The organism is Pseudomonas paeninsulae (assembly GCF_035621475.1).
Classification (GTDB): domain Bacteria; phylum Pseudomonadota; class Gammaproteobacteria; order Pseudomonadales; family Pseudomonadaceae; genus Aquipseudomonas; species Aquipseudomonas paeninsulae.
In genome coordinates this window covers 4,992,111-5,004,932 of the sequence record NZ_CP141799.1, presented here as the reverse complement: position 1 = coordinate 5,004,932, position 12,822 = coordinate 4,992,111, and the positions used below count along the sequence as shown (strand labels likewise).

The following is a 12,822-nucleotide window of genomic DNA, read 5'->3' as shown; positions in this document are numbered from 1 at the left end:
GGCCATCGCTCGCTATTTTTGTAAGCCCCCTCTAAGGCCAACCCCTGCTAAATTCTCCTGACGGCGCGGTCGCCGTCATGTCTTACGAGGAACGACACATGAGCACTATCCCCGCCGATCTGCGTTACGCCACCAGCCACGAATGGGCCCGTCTGGAAGCCGATGGTACGGTCACCATCGGTATCTCCGATCACGCCCAGGAAGCCTTGGGCGATGTGGTCTTCATCGAACTGCCGGAAGTCGGCAAGACCCTGGCTGCCGGGCAGGAGGCCGGGGTGGTGGAGTCGGTCAAAGCCGCATCCGATATCTACACGCCGGTGGGCGGCGAAGTGATCGCGATCAACCAGGATCTGGCCGACAGCCCCGAGAGCGTCAACAGCGATCCCTATGCCAGCTGGTTCTTCAAGCTCAAGCCAAGCGATGCCAGCGAGCTGGACAAACTGCTGGATGCGGCCGCCTACAAGGCGACTGCCGACAGCGACGCCTGATCGGCTCGCGCCAAACCGGCCCGTCGGGCTGGTTTGCGCACATGGCGCGGTGTCTTGCCCTGGTGGATAGAGCCTCGCGATGTCGAGGCTTGGTCATTTCCATGCGCCCTCGACCCGCTTAGTGATGCCCGCCCGGCGTCCGTTGCCTGACTGTTCACCGGCATCGCCAACGCCTGGATCGGGGCGGTTTCCTGCTAAGGTAGACGCCCGCCATCCAGCGTGTCTGCTTGATTGATTGCCCATGCCTGAACTGCCTGAAGTCGAAACCACCCGCCGCGGTATCGCTCCCTTTCTCGAAGGTCAGCGGGTTACCCAAGTGATTGTGCGCGAGCGTCGTTTGCGCTGGCCGATCCCGGAAGACCTGGATGTGCGCTTGTCAGGGCAGCGCATCGAGTGTGTCGAGCGGCGGGCCAAATACCTGCTGATCAAGGCCGAGACCGGTAGCCTGATCAGTCACCTGGGCATGTCCGGCAGCCTGCGCCTGGTTGAGTGTGGCCTGCCGGCGGCCAAGCATGAGCATGTGGACATCGAACTGGAGTCCGGTCTGGCCCTGCGTTACACCGATCCACGGCGGTTCGGCGCGCTGCTCTGGAGCACTGATCCCTTGCATCACGTGCTGCTCAGCAAGCTCGGTCCGGAACCGCTGACCGAGTCGTTCGACGGCGAGCGCTTGTTTCAGCAATCGCGAGGTCGTTCGATGGCGGTCAAGCCCTTCATCATGGACAACACCGTGGTGGTCGGGGTCGGTAATATCTATGCGAGCGAAGCGTTATTCGCCGCCGGTATCGATCCCCGGCGCGAAGCCGGTTCGATTTCCCGGGCGCGCTATATGACCCTGGGCGCGCAGATCAAACGCATCCTCGTCCATGCCATCGAGCGCGGCGGCACCACCTTGCGCGACTTCGTCGGTGGCGACGGTCAGCCGGGTTATTTTCAGCAGGAGTTGTTCGTCTATGGGCGCGGCGGTGAATTTTGCAAAATCTGCGGCACCACCCTGCGTGAACTCAAGCTGGGGCAGCGCGCCAGTGTCTATTGCCCACGTTGCCAGCGCTAAGCGGTGGTGAAAAAACTCTCGCCTACTGCGGCCGCCTCCAAGCGACCGCAGCGGCGTTGCGCTACGTGAAAAGCAGGGTCATTTAGCTCACTAAACTCCCTTGCTTTTCACGCAATGCGCCTTGCCGCGAACGCCTGGAGACGGCCTCGCGACGGCGCTCGATATTTTCACAACCTCTGAGCGGTTGTGAAAAAAACTCGCGAACGCTTTTCATGCGATTGACGGGCGTCACGCTGACAATTTCAAGAGCACTGTTATAGTTACTGGCACTGCCTCCTAATAGCTGAAGGATCGCCCCGATGAAACTGTTTCCCTCAACCGCTGTTGTCCTGGCGCTGACCGCTGGCTTGCTGGCGCTGCCGGCACAGGCGGAAGTGGTGCAAAACGCCAGTGGCGATCCGCTCTACACCGCCGAGGCGCCAGACGCCTTCTCGATGGTGGCGGATCTGCTGATTGCTCGTCCCTTGCTGATCGCTGCCACCGTGATCGGTGCCGGTGTATTTGTCGTGGCGCTGCCGTTCGCCGCTACCGGTGGTGGTATTGGTGATGCCGGCCGGGCCCTGGTGGTCGAGCCGGGCAAGGCGGCCTTCGTGCGCTGCCTAGGGTGCACCGGGGATGGCTACAACAAGCGCCAGTGATTGCGCTTGAACGCACACTGAATGCCTGACGCCGGCCGCGGCCTGCTTCTGCGATTACGGTCGTTTAGCTGGATTTTCCTGTTTGCCCTGCTGGCCCTGAGCTTCTGGTTCAGTGCCGGCTGGCTTGGCTTGTGCGCCGGCCTGGCGCTGTTCCTGTTCGGCATGCAGTGCCTCGAGGAGGGGCTGCGCCAGCTGGCCGGCGGCAAACTGGAGCGCCTGCTGGCGCTGAGCACTGCCACGCCCTTCAAAAGCCTGATGTTCGGCGTGAGCGCCACCATGCTGGTGCAGTCCAGTTCTCTGGTGTCGCTGCTGACCATCGCCTTCCTCAGTACCGGCCTGATCCAGTTGGCGGCGGGAATCGCCATCCTGTTTGGTGCCAACCTGGGCACCACCAGCGGTATCTGGCTGCTGGCCCTGGCTGGGCAGAACGTCAGTCTCGGCCCCCTGGCGTTGCCTCTGCTGGTGTTTGGCGTGCTCGGCAGTTTCACCGGTCCGCGAGGGCCTGCTGTCGGCCGGGTGGTGTTGGGTGTGGCGTTCCTGTTTCTTGGCATCGACCAGATGAAGGCCGGCTTCTCCAGCGTGGCCGGCGACTTCGACCCCCTGCAGTACCAGCTGCCCGGCATTGCCGGCCATCTGCTGTTTACTGGTGCAGGCTTGCTGATCACGGTGTTGCTGCAGTCCAGCCATGCCACCCTGATGCTCACCCTGACCGCCCTGGCGGGTGGCCAGCTGGCGTTGGAGCAGGGCTTGGCAATCGCCATTGGCTCAAACCTGGGCAGTACGGTAACGGCGGTGATCGGCGCCCTCGGCGGCTCGCGCGCCGGACAGCGGCTGGCCTTGGCGCATGTGCTGTTCAACCTGAGCAGCGGAGCCCTGGCGCTGGCCCTGCTGGTGCCGTTGGCGATTCTGGTGCAGTGGCTGACGGCGCCGCTGGGCCTTGGCGGCAACCTGCTGATTCAACTGGCGCTGTTCCATACCCTGTTCAATGCCATGGGCGTGAGCTTGTTCTGGCCGTGGCAGGGTGCGCTGGCGGGCCTGCTGGAACGCTGGCTGCCGGACCGCGAAGAACCGCGGGTGCTGATCACCGAGCTGGCCGAGCCGGCGACTGAGCCGACGCGCGCGCGTTATCTCGACGACAGTGCCCTGGCCAGTGCCGACAGCGCGGCTCAAGCAGTGGTGCTGGAGTTGCAGCACCTGGCCCGTCTCAGTCTGGAGGTGATTTGCCACGCGCTCTATGTGCCGGTGGATCAGCTCGAGCGCAGCCGTCAGGACGAACGCCTGCTGAGCGCCCGCCCCGATCCCCGTGCGCTGGATGCCGAACAGCTCTACCAGCGGCATATCAAGGGCGTGTACAGCGACTTGCTGAGTTTCATGAGTCGCCTGGAAGTCAGCCTCGATGAGGCGCATCAGCACTTCTGGGTCAGCTGTCAGCTGGCGGCGCTGCAACTGGTGGACGCGGTGAAAGATGCCAAGCACTTGCAGAAGAATCTCGGCCGCTACCTGCACCAGGACGACAGCAGTGCCCGTCAGAGCTATGTCGAGCTGCGTCGACACCTGCTCGGGGTGCTTCACGAGGTACGCGAACTGGGTCGGCTCGAACTGCCAGATACGCTCTTGGATGAGCGCCTGCGGCAGTTCGACGAAGGGGCGGCAGCCTTCGACAGTGGCTTTCGCCAGCGCCTGTTCGCCGCCGTGCGTGAACGCCGGCTGGATGGCCAGCAGGCCAGTTCGCTGATGAATGACCTGGGCTATGTCAGCCGTATCACCCAGAGTCTGCGCAACGTACTGCTGCTCGGGCAGGGTGAGGGTAACGAGCTGTTCCGCCCGTTGCGCCAACTGGTGGCCGAGGATGGCCCGTTGATTCAGTTGGATTGAGGTATCAGTGGCCCGCGTTGCCAGGCTTGCTCGGCGCTAGCTACCGCCGTGGTGGCTTAACCACTGCGCTGGTGCCGACGCCGCGTGGGTCGCTGGCCGCCTCGACCTGGTTGCCCTGCTTGTCCCAGAACAGCACCTGCTGGTTACCGTAACTGCGCTCCAGAGCCTTGAGTTGATGGCCGCGGGCGCGCAGGGCGGCAATTTGCGCCGGGCTGAAGGTATTCGGTTCGTGCTCGATCAGATCCGGGCGATATTGATGGTGATAGCGGGCGACGCTCGGCCAGCGGGCAATCGGTTGGCCATCGAAGTACTCGAGCATAGCCAGCAGCACCATGCTCGGGATGCGGCTGCCGCCAGGGGTGCCGAAGCTGGCGAACTCGCTGGGGCTTTCGATAAAGCTCGGGCTCATGCTCGACAGCGGGCGCTTACCGGCGGCGATGGCGTTGGCCGGGCTGCCGACCAGGCCGTAGGCATTGGCGCCCTGGACATCGGCGGCGAAGTCGTCCATCTCGTCGTTGAGCAGCACGCCGGTGCCGGGAGCGATGAAGGCGGCGCCAAACGGCAGATTGATCGACAAGGTTGCGGCCACTGCATTGCCGTCAGCATCGAGCACCGAGAAGTGGGTGGTATGGTCGCCTTCGTGCCAGCCACCAGCAGGTGGCAGGCTGTCGCTGGACGTGGCTTTATCTGGCTCGATGCTGCCAGCCAGTTGGTTTATATAGCTTGGCGCGAGCAACTGCTCTTGCGGATTGGCGACAAAGTCCGGGTCGCCGAGCAGGCCGCGATCGCGGTAGGCACGGCGCAGCGTTTCGACGACAAAATGCGTGCGTTGCACCGGTTCGGCCTGGCGCCATGGCAGTTGCTGCAAAATCAGCAGGCTCTGCGCCAGGGCTAGGCCGCCCGCCGAAGGAGGCGGCGCACTGATCAGCTCGCGACCATCAGCCAGGGGCACGCGCAGGGGGTGACGTTCGACGATCTGGTACTCGGCCAGGTCGCGCAACGACCAGATGCCGCCGGCAGCGCGCACGCCACTGACCAGCTTCTCGGCGATATCTCCGGCATAGAAGCCGGCATGGCCGTCGCGGGCCAGGCGTTCCAGGGTCGTGGCCAGCTCCGGTTGGCGCAGCAGGGAGAACTCTGCGGGGATATCGCGTTCATCGTCGAGGAAAATCCGCGCGCTTTCCGAGTCGTCGCGCAGGGCGGCCAAGCGCCAGCTCGCCCGCTCGCGGTAGACCCTGTCGATGCTGATGCCGTCGCGGGCCAGGCGAATTGCCGGGGCCAGCGAGTCGCGTAGCGGCAGCCGGCCGAAGCGTTCAGCCAGCAGTACCAATGCGGCGGGCAGTCCGGGAATGGCGGCGGCCAGCGGGCCGTTGAGCGATAGCGGCTTCTGTACCTCGCCGTCACGCCGGTAGAGGTCGACGTGAGCGGCCAGAGGCGCTCGCTCGCGGGCGTCGAGAAAACGATAGGTGGGTTGTTCGCCGGCTTCACGCAGCAGAAAGAAACCGCCGCCACCCAGGCCCGAACTGTAAGGCTCGGCCACGGCCAGGGCAGCGCTGATGGCGACCGCCGCATCGAAGGCATTGCCGCCCAGAGCCAGGGTTTCCTGGCCGGCGACAGTGGCGGCGGGGTGGGCGCTGGCGATGGCCGCGCGTCCGGGTTGTTCGGCTGCCTGCAAGCCCAGGGCGAGCAGCAGCAACAGCGAACTGGTGAACAGGCGCCAGGGCAGCGCGCCGAGATTCAGGCGGTGCATGGCGTCAAGCCTTGCCAGTAATGATCAGGTACTTCTCCATCAGCTCGTCCTTGCTCTCGACGTGATTCTCGTCGAGCGGGATGCAATCCACGGGGCAGACTTGCTGGCACTGCGGCTCGTCGTAGTGGCCGACGCATTCGGTGCACAGGTTGGGATCGATCACGTAGATCTCCTCACCCTGGGAGATCGCGCCGTTCGGGCATTCTGGCTCGCAGACGTCGCAGTTGATGCAGTCGTCGGTGATGATCAGGGACATGGAATAAACGCTCCTGTCGCAGCCTTCGGCGACGACATTCTCAAACAACAATAGGCAGACAACGATGGCGAATTGTGCCGGATTGTTGGGGCCGGCGCCATGTGTGGGCGCGGGTCGGGAACAGGACATTTGGGCTGTAGGAGCAGGCCATGCCTGCGAACCGGCGCTGCCCGCAATACCGATCGCACGCATGGCGTGCTCCTACAAGGGTGGTCGCTCAGCGTTTGAAACGCTCGTGCAGGGCATCGGCCACGGCAGGATGGACGAATTTGCAGATATCACCGCCCAGCGCGGCGATCTCGCGCACCAGGGTCGAGGAGATATAGGAGTATTTTTCCGACGGAGTGAGGAACAGGCTCTCCACGTCCGGCGCCAGTTGACGGTTCATGTTGGCCAGCTGGAACTCGTATTCGAAGTCCGAGACCGCGCGCAGGCCGCGCAGAAACACATTGGCACCCTGCTCCTGGGCGAAGTGCGCAAGCAAGCTGGAGAAGCCGACCACCTCGACATTCGGCAGGTGCTTGGTCACCTCGCGGGCCAGTGCGACTCGTTGTTCGAGGGGGAACAGCGGGTTTTTCTTCGGGCTGGCGGCCACTGCAATGATGACGCTGTCGAACAGACGCGCGGCGCGTTCGACCAGATCGCCATGGCCTTTGGTGATGGGGTCGAAGGTGCCTGGGTATAACACTCGATTCATCGTGACGTCCTGGCGGATCTGTTGGGGAGTCGGATGGTAGCGCAGCGATGAACTGCGGCCAAGTCAGGCGTGTGCCACACGAGCCCGGCGGGGCTCGTGAATGCCCGGCGATCAGGCGTGCTTGAGGCGCTCGGCCAGTTGGGTTGCCAGCTGCGCGGTCAGGCCGTAGATCGACAGTTGCGGGTTGGCGCCGATGCTGGTGGGGAACAGCGAGCCGTCGTGGATCGACAGGTTGGCCAGCTGGTGATGCCGGCCCTGACTGTCGGTGACCGCCAGGCGCGGGTCTTCGCCCATGGCGCAACCGCCCATGACGTGGGCGCTGCCCAGGCGGGTGCGGTAAATTTCCAGGCTCAAGCTGTCGATCAGGCGCCTGGCTTCGCCAAGGGTCTTTACGTAGCCGGCGTCGGCATGCAGGGGCAACACCGCCTTGGCGCCGGCGGCAAACTGGATCTCGGCCATGCTGTGATAGGCGCGGCGCACGCCATCCCAGGTGTAATCGGTCATCTGATAGTCAAGCACCGGGCTGCCGTCGTCACGCAACTCGACAGTGCCTTCGGCGCTGTCCGGGTGAAAGCCGTCGCGCAGCAGGGCCAGCATCACGTTGGTGTTGGGCAACTGCTTCATGCGCATGGCGTTGTCGATGCCGAAACGACCGAGCAGGGTGGCGGTCAGGGCCGGTTGCAGCGGCGGCACTTCCAGTTTGTAGGACAGGCGGCCAGCCGTGCCGTCATCCCACTGGAAGTGATCGGAGTAGATCGATTGCGGCGCGCCGTAGAAGGGGTTGATCACCTGTTCGAATAGCGCGGCGGAGAAGTTCACCAGATGCAGGAAGGTGCGCTTGCCGGTGCGCTGGTGCGGGTCCGGCGCCTGGGAGCGCAAGAGAATTCCCGGCGTATTGATGCCGCCGCCGGCCAAGACATAGTGCTTGGCCTTGACCCGGATCTTGCGGCCGTTTGGCGCCACGCTGCGTTCGTCCATGCCCAGGCACTCGATGCCGGTAACCCGCTCGCCATCGATCAGCAGGCGTTCGGCGCGGGCCAGATAGAGCAGCTCGCCGCCTTGGTCCAGGGTCGCCGGGATGGTGGTGACCAGCATCGACTGCTTGGCGTTGGTCGGACAGCCCAGGCCGCAGTAGCCGAGGTTCCAGCAGCCGCGCACGTTGCGCGGGATTACATGCCACTGGTAGCCGAGTTTCTCGCAACCGCTGCGGATCACCTCGTTGTTGGCGTTGGGCGCTACGGCCCAGGGCGCAACGCCCAAGCGTTGTTCCATCAACGCAAACCAGGGCGCCATCTCCTCCTCGCTGTGGCCGGTGACGCCATGCTCCCTGGCCCAGTGCTGCAGGGTCGGTGTGGGGGTGCGAAAGCTCGAGGTCCAGTTGATCAGGGTGGTGCCGCCCACCGCGCGGCCCTGCATGATGGTGATGGCGCCATCCTTGCTCATGCGGCCGATACCTTCCTGGTAGAGGCTGGCGTAAGCCTCGGCCTCGAGCATCTTGAAGTCGTCGCTGGTCTTCAGCGGCCCTTCCTCGATCAGCAGCACCTTGAAGCCCGCCGCGCTGAGGATCTCCGCCGTGGTGCCGCCGCCTGCGCCGCTGCCGACGATGGCGACATCGGCCTCCAGGGTCAGGTCGTTGTCCAGGCGCGAGCCGTCGTAGGTTTTCCAGCCGCGGGCCAGGCCTTGCTTGAACATGTCGGGTACGGGCATTTCGAATTCTCTTGTTGTTCTGGGCCGGTGTGGCGGCTCTGCGGTGGGTAGCGCTGCGCTCAACCTGCGCGGCCCGGCCCATCCTACGTACGTAGGGTTTTAGACCGTGGGCGGGCCGGGGTAGCCGCAATGCGCCCAGGACTCGGCGCGGCTATACCAGCTCATCATCACCAGTTGCAGCAGGGAGGCATGACCCATCTTCAGCAGGCCGATGGAGCTGTTCTGCCAGCGATTGAGGAACGCCTGCACCTCGGCTGCCGAGGCGTTCTGCCAGCTGCCCCAGACCCCGGTCAGTGGGCCGCGGGTCAGGGGCATGGCCAGTACGTCGAACAGTTGCACGGTCAGCTTGAGCAGCTCGGGCGACAGGTGGTTGAGGCTGTAGTCGAGGCTTTCGAGGGTGCCGTTGACGGCCTGCGCCATCCTCGCTGGAGCCACCGCGCCTTCCAGCATCACTGGAATCAGGGCCTGGAGGAAGGGCAGGTCGGATTCGCGGATGACGCTAAAGCCGACCTTGGGCGTGCTGGCCGAGCAGCCGCTGAGGCTGGCGGTCAGCCCGGCAGTGGCGAGAAAGGCCGAGCCGAACAGGCCGACTTTCAGCAGGTTGCGCCGCGACAGGTGCGGGTGGGCAATCGTGGTGTCGTTCATTGTTGTTATCACCTGGATCGGCTTGTGTAGGGGGCGGGGCGCCTAGTTCCATGCCTGCGACAGCGACCATGCAAAAACATCGCGGGCATGGCCCGCTCCTACAAAGGAAGAGCTAGCGCACGAACAGCTTGTAGACCAGCTTGTGCAGCGTCTTGCCATAGGGTGGATAGATCAGCTTGGCGGCATTGAGGCGTTGCTTGATCAGCACGCCCTTGGCCTTGCTGAAGGTCAGGAAGCCTTCGTGGCCGTGGTAATGACCCATGCCGGATGGGCCAACGCCGCCGAACGGCATATCGTCCTGGGCTACGTGCAGCAGGGTGTCGTTCAGGCACACGCCGCCGGAATGGGTCTCGTGCAGCACGCGCTCTTGTTCGCCCTTGTCGTAGCCGAAGTAGTAGAGCGCCAGCGGCCGGGGGCGCTGATTGACGTAGGCGAAGGCCTGCTCGATGCCCTCGTAGGGGACGATCGGCAGCAACGGGCCGAAGATTTCGTCCTGCATCACCTGCATCTCGTCGCTGACATTCAATACAACGGTGTGCGGCATGCGCCGGCCCTGGGTTTCGGGGTACAGCGCAACCAGGGTCGCGCCCTTGCTCTCGGCATCGCGCAGGTAGCCGTTGAGGCGCTGCTGCTGGCGCTCGTTGATGATCGCGGTGTAGTCGGGGTTGTCCTCGAGCTGCGGGTAGAAGCTCAGTACCGCCTGGCGGTAGGCCTCGACGAAGCCTTCCACGCGGTCTCTCGGCACCAGTACGTAGTCGGGCGCCACGCAGGTCTGCCCGGCATTCATGGTCTTGCCGAAGGCGATGCGCTCGGCGGCGTCGGCCAATGGCACAGTGGCGGAGACGATGGCCGGCGACTTGCCGCCCAGCTCCAGGGTCACTGGGGTCAGGTTCTCGGCAGCGGCGCGCATCACGTGCTTGCCGATGCTGGTGGCGCCGGTGAACAGCAAGTGGTCGAACGGCAACTTGGCGAAGGCCATGCCGACTTCCGCCTCGCCCAGCACCACGCTGACCAGGTCCTCTGGGAACACCTTGGCCAGCAACTCCTTGATCAGTTGCGAGGTGGCCGGGGTCGACTCGCTCATCTTGATCATCACCCGGTTGCCGGCCGAGAGCGCGCCAACCAGCGGGCCAATGGCCAGAAACAGCGGGTAGTTCCAGGGCACGATAACGCCGACCACACCGAGCGGCTGGTAGACCACCTTGGCCGAGGCCGGTAGGAACTGCATGCCGACGCTGCGCCGCGAGGGTTTCATCCACTTCTTGATGCGTTTGCTGGCGTAGTGGATGCCGTGCAGGCTGGGCATCAGTTCGGCGAGCAGGGTCTCGTCGGCCGAACGGTTGCTGAAATCCTGGGAAATCGCCTGGACCAGCGCGTCGCGCTCGTTGCTCAGCCGCTCGCTCAGGGCCTTGAGCCACATCAGCCGCTGCTCGGCGGACGGCATTGGGTTGGCCTGGTACGCCTGGCGTTGCAGGGCGAAGCTGGTTTCCAGCTGGCTGATCTGCTGCTGGCTATGTTGCGGGTCTTGTAGGTAGGCGATGTCGGCGGCCATGTGCAGTTCCTCGGCATTGCAGTCCTGTCGACCCGAGAAGGGGAGGCCTGCGGAAAGGGTATGCTGGATTTTTAGAGCAATTGCTCTAATCTGTCAAATAACATGACCCCCGCCAGGGGGCCAGCGCACCCAGGCGAGTGATTAGCCGCTGCCCAGAAGCTGAGCCTGGCTAGCCTATTGCGCCTTCCACCCTGTACCTTTGCCGGGCACTTGCAGTCGAGATCGAGCAGTTATGGCAGCGCCACCGAAAACCCGCGAACGCATCATTCAGGCCAGCCTTGAGCTGTTCAATGCCCAGGGCGAGCGCAGCGTCAGCACCAACCACATCGCCGCGCACCTGGGCATTTCGCCGGGTAACCTGTACTACCACTTCGGCAACAAGCAGGCGATCATCGCCGAGCTGTTCGGCCAGTATGAGCGCCACGTCGACAGCTTCCTGCGTCTGCCGCCCGCCCGGCCCATGACCATAGACGACAAGACCTTCTATCTGGAGGCGCTGCTCGCGGCCATGTGGCACTACCGCTTCCTGCATCGCGATCTGGAGCATCTGCTCGACAGCGATGCCGAACTGGCCGAGCGCTACCGGCTATTCGCCCAGCGTTGCCTGCAGGGCGCGCAAGGCATCTACCAGGGCTTCGTCGAAGCCGACATTCTGTTGATGAACCCTGCGCAGATCGAGGCGTTGGCGCTCAATGCCTGGATCATCATGACCTCCTGGGTGCGCTTCCTCTGCACCACCCGCAGCCAGCCCGGTGAGCTCAGTGAAGCAATGTTGCGCCGCGGCATCTATCAGGTACTGGCGCTGGAAGGCGGCTATATCGCGCCTCAGGCGCAGGCGGCGGTGGATGCCCTGTACCGGAAATTACATGTGCCGCTGGAACAGGTGATCTGATTCGAAACTGGCGTAGGCGAGTCGGGCCGTGCGGGTTAGGCGCGTGGCGCCGAGCTGTCGGTACGCACAAAACTTGTTGCGCCGTAACCCATCATCGAGGCGCTGCTGATTCCGCTCGGTGGGTTACGCGGCGCCCGGCAACCGTGTCGCCTGCCTAGGTCGGTGCCCTGCGCCGCTAACCCACCTTACGCCAGCGTCTCCAGCCATTGCGGAATGCGCCGCTCCAGGTAGTAACCCGGTCGTCGCGGCGAGCCGTCGATAAAGCCGACATGGCCGCCCTGCTCATGCAGCTCGAACTGGGTGCTGGGCGACAGCTCGTCGGCCTCGGGCAGGCTGTGGCGGAACACGAAGGGGTCGTCGGCGGCCTGGATGATCAGGGTCGGGGTTGCGATGCCGCTGAGGAAGTAGCGGCTGGACGAACGCTTGTAGTAGTCCTGGGCATCGCTGAAACCATGCAGCGGCGCGGTGATGCGGCCGTCGAAGTCCCAGAAGGTGCGCATGCCGTCCAGCGCGCCGAGGTTGTCCAGGGTGGTCAAGCGATCGGCCATGCCCTGGTGGGCGAACAGGCGCTGCTTGGTCTTCACGTAGGCGACCATCTCGTTCATGAAGTGCGCCTGGTAGATCCGCGAGAAGCCCAGGCCGAGGCGATCCGCGCATTGATCCAGGCGAAACGGCACCGATACCGCGGTGGCGCCTTGCACCCGGCTGTCGCTGCCGCTTTCGCCGAGGTACTTGAGCAGCACGTTGCCGCCCAGCGAATAGCCGACGACATACAGCGGGGTCATCGGCCGTTGCGCGCGCAGGTGGCTGATCGTCTCGGCCAGGTCGTCGCTGGCGCCGGAGTGGTAGCCGCGCGCCAGCAGGTTGGGTTCGCCCGAGCAGCCGCGCCAGTTCAGCGCCACGCTGGCCCAGCCGCGCGCCGCCAGGGATTGCTGCAGGCCGAGCACATAGTGCGAACTGGACGACCCGGTCAGGCCGTGCAGCACCAGCACCAGCGGCGCCTCGGCTGCATGTGGACCGTGCCAGTCGAGGTCGAGAAAGTCACCGTCCTCCAGCCACAGGCGTTCACGCGGGCGCTGCAGTTGCGGTGGCTTGCGACACAGCGGGTTCCACAGGGTCTGCAAGTGCGGGCCGGGTAGCCACCAGGCGGGGTTGAAGGTCGGACTCATGCTTGTCGCTCGTCGCGCGGATGCAATCCGGGGAAGTTGTGGCTAATCGACAATACGCCGCGGATTCCACCCGGGCTACAGGGGCTGGCTGATGCGCCT

The 12,822-nt window shown here is 64.3% G+C and carries 12 protein-coding genes; 5 read left to right on the top strand and 7 right to left on the bottom strand.

What is annotated here, in order from left to right; all coding sequences use genetic code 11:
- Positions 1-98 precede the first annotated feature (98 nt).
- From gcvH to VCJ09_RS23035, 4 genes are all read left to right on the top strand, one after another.
- Entirely contained in the window at positions 99-488 is a 390-nt protein-coding gene (gene gcvH / locus VCJ09_RS23050) for a glycine cleavage system protein GcvH (RefSeq protein ID WP_324732329.1), read from the top strand.
- Positions 489-729: 241 nt separating this feature from the next.
- Positions 730-1,542, top strand: coding sequence for a bifunctional DNA-formamidopyrimidine glycosylase/DNA-(apurinic or apyrimidinic site) lyase (gene mutM / locus VCJ09_RS23045; protein ID WP_324732327.1), 813 nt, complete (start codon positions 730-732; stop codon positions 1,540-1,542).
- Between the two features lie 299 nt (positions 1,543-1,841).
- Complete coding sequence (locus VCJ09_RS23040; protein WP_079203772.1) at positions 1,842-2,180, top strand: multidrug transporter; 339 nt, start codon at positions 1,842-1,844, stop codon at positions 2,178-2,180.
- Between the two features lie 21 nt (positions 2,181-2,201).
- Positions 2,202-4,055, top strand: a complete 1,854-nt coding sequence (locus VCJ09_RS23035; protein WP_324732326.1) for a Na/Pi cotransporter family protein — start codon at positions 2,202-2,204, stop codon at positions 4,053-4,055.
- A 40-nt stretch (positions 4,056-4,095) separates the two neighbouring features.
- On the opposite strand, the gene ggt is transcribed toward VCJ09_RS23035, so the two are convergent.
- From ggt to VCJ09_RS23005, 6 genes are all read right to left on the bottom strand, one after another.
- On the bottom strand, positions 4,096-5,805 hold the full coding sequence (gene ggt / locus VCJ09_RS23030) for a gamma-glutamyltransferase (protein WP_324732325.1): 1,710 nt from the start codon (positions 5,803-5,805) through the stop codon (positions 4,096-4,098).
- Positions 5,806-5,809: 4 nt separating this feature from the next.
- Entirely contained in the window at positions 5,810-6,061 is a 252-nt protein-coding gene (locus VCJ09_RS23025; RefSeq protein ID WP_025163485.1) for a YfhL family 4Fe-4S dicluster ferredoxin, read from the bottom strand.
- A 217-nt stretch (positions 6,062-6,278) separates the two neighbouring features.
- On the bottom strand, positions 6,279-6,758 hold the full coding sequence (coaD, locus tag VCJ09_RS23020) for a pantetheine-phosphate adenylyltransferase (protein ID WP_079203768.1): 480 nt from the start codon (positions 6,756-6,758) through the stop codon (positions 6,279-6,281).
- A gap of 111 nt (positions 6,759-6,869) precedes the next feature.
- Positions 6,870-8,465 (bottom strand): GMC family oxidoreductase, encoded by a 1,596-nt coding sequence (locus VCJ09_RS23015; RefSeq protein ID WP_324732323.1) that lies wholly within the window; start codon positions 8,463-8,465, stop codon positions 6,870-6,872.
- Positions 8,466-8,564: 99 nt separating this feature from the next.
- Positions 8,565-9,110 carry a twin-arginine translocation pathway signal protein gene (locus VCJ09_RS23010; RefSeq protein ID WP_324732322.1) on the bottom strand — a complete coding sequence of 182 codons (546 nt, stop codon included), beginning with the start codon at positions 9,108-9,110 and terminating at the stop codon, positions 8,565-8,567.
- A 112-nt stretch (positions 9,111-9,222) separates the two neighbouring features.
- Positions 9,223-10,662 (bottom strand): coniferyl aldehyde dehydrogenase, encoded by a 1,440-nt coding sequence (locus VCJ09_RS23005; protein ID WP_324732321.1) that lies wholly within the window; start codon positions 10,660-10,662, stop codon positions 9,223-9,225.
- A 232-nt stretch (positions 10,663-10,894) separates the two neighbouring features.
- Between VCJ09_RS23005 and VCJ09_RS23000 the strand changes: the two genes are divergently transcribed.
- Complete coding sequence (locus VCJ09_RS23000) at positions 10,895-11,554, top strand: TetR/AcrR family transcriptional regulator (RefSeq protein ID WP_324732320.1); 660 nt, start codon at positions 10,895-10,897, stop codon at positions 11,552-11,554.
- A 185-nt stretch (positions 11,555-11,739) separates the two neighbouring features.
- Here the strand turns inward: VCJ09_RS23000 and VCJ09_RS22995 are convergent, their stop codons facing one another.
- Complete coding sequence (locus VCJ09_RS22995; RefSeq protein WP_324732319.1) at positions 11,740-12,723, bottom strand: hydrolase; 984 nt, start codon at positions 12,721-12,723, stop codon at positions 11,740-11,742.
- Between the last annotated feature and the right edge of the window lie 99 nt (positions 12,724-12,822).

Bases quoted from the DNA above. Each gene is read 5' to 3' on its own strand.
- gcvH (WP_324732329.1), top strand. From the start codon at position 99: ATGAGCACTATCCCCGCCGATCTGCGTTACGCCACCAGCCACGAATGG.
- mutM (WP_324732327.1), top strand. From the start codon at position 730: ATGCCTGAACTGCCTGAAGTCGAAACCACCCGCCGCGGTATCGCTCCC.
- VCJ09_RS23040 (WP_079203772.1), top strand. From the start codon at position 1,842: ATGAAACTGTTTCCCTCAACCGCTGTTGTCCTGGCGCTGACCGCTGGC.
- VCJ09_RS23035 (WP_324732326.1), top strand. From the start codon at position 2,202: ATGCCTGACGCCGGCCGCGGCCTGCTTCTGCGATTACGGTCGTTTAGC.
- ggt (WP_324732325.1), bottom strand. From the start codon at position 5,805: ATGCACCGCCTGAATCTCGGCGCGCTGCCCTGGCGCCTGTTCACCAGT.
- VCJ09_RS23025 (WP_025163485.1), bottom strand. From the start codon at position 6,061: ATGTCCCTGATCATCACCGACGACTGCATCAACTGCGACGTCTGCGAG.
- coaD (WP_079203768.1), bottom strand. From the start codon at position 6,758: ATGAATCGAGTGTTATACCCAGGCACCTTCGACCCCATCACCAAAGGC.
- VCJ09_RS23015 (WP_324732323.1), bottom strand. From the start codon at position 8,465: ATGCCCGTACCCGACATGTTCAAGCAAGGCCTGGCCCGCGGCTGGAAA.
- VCJ09_RS23010 (WP_324732322.1), bottom strand. From the start codon at position 9,110: ATGAACGACACCACGATTGCCCACCCGCACCTGTCGCGGCGCAACCTG.
- VCJ09_RS23005 (WP_324732321.1), bottom strand. From the start codon at position 10,662: ATGGCCGCCGACATCGCCTACCTACAAGACCCGCAACATAGCCAGCAG.
- VCJ09_RS23000 (WP_324732320.1), top strand. From the start codon at position 10,895: ATGGCAGCGCCACCGAAAACCCGCGAACGCATCATTCAGGCCAGCCTT.
- VCJ09_RS22995 (WP_324732319.1), bottom strand. From the start codon at position 12,723: ATGAGTCCGACCTTCAACCCCGCCTGGTGGCTACCCGGCCCGCACTTG.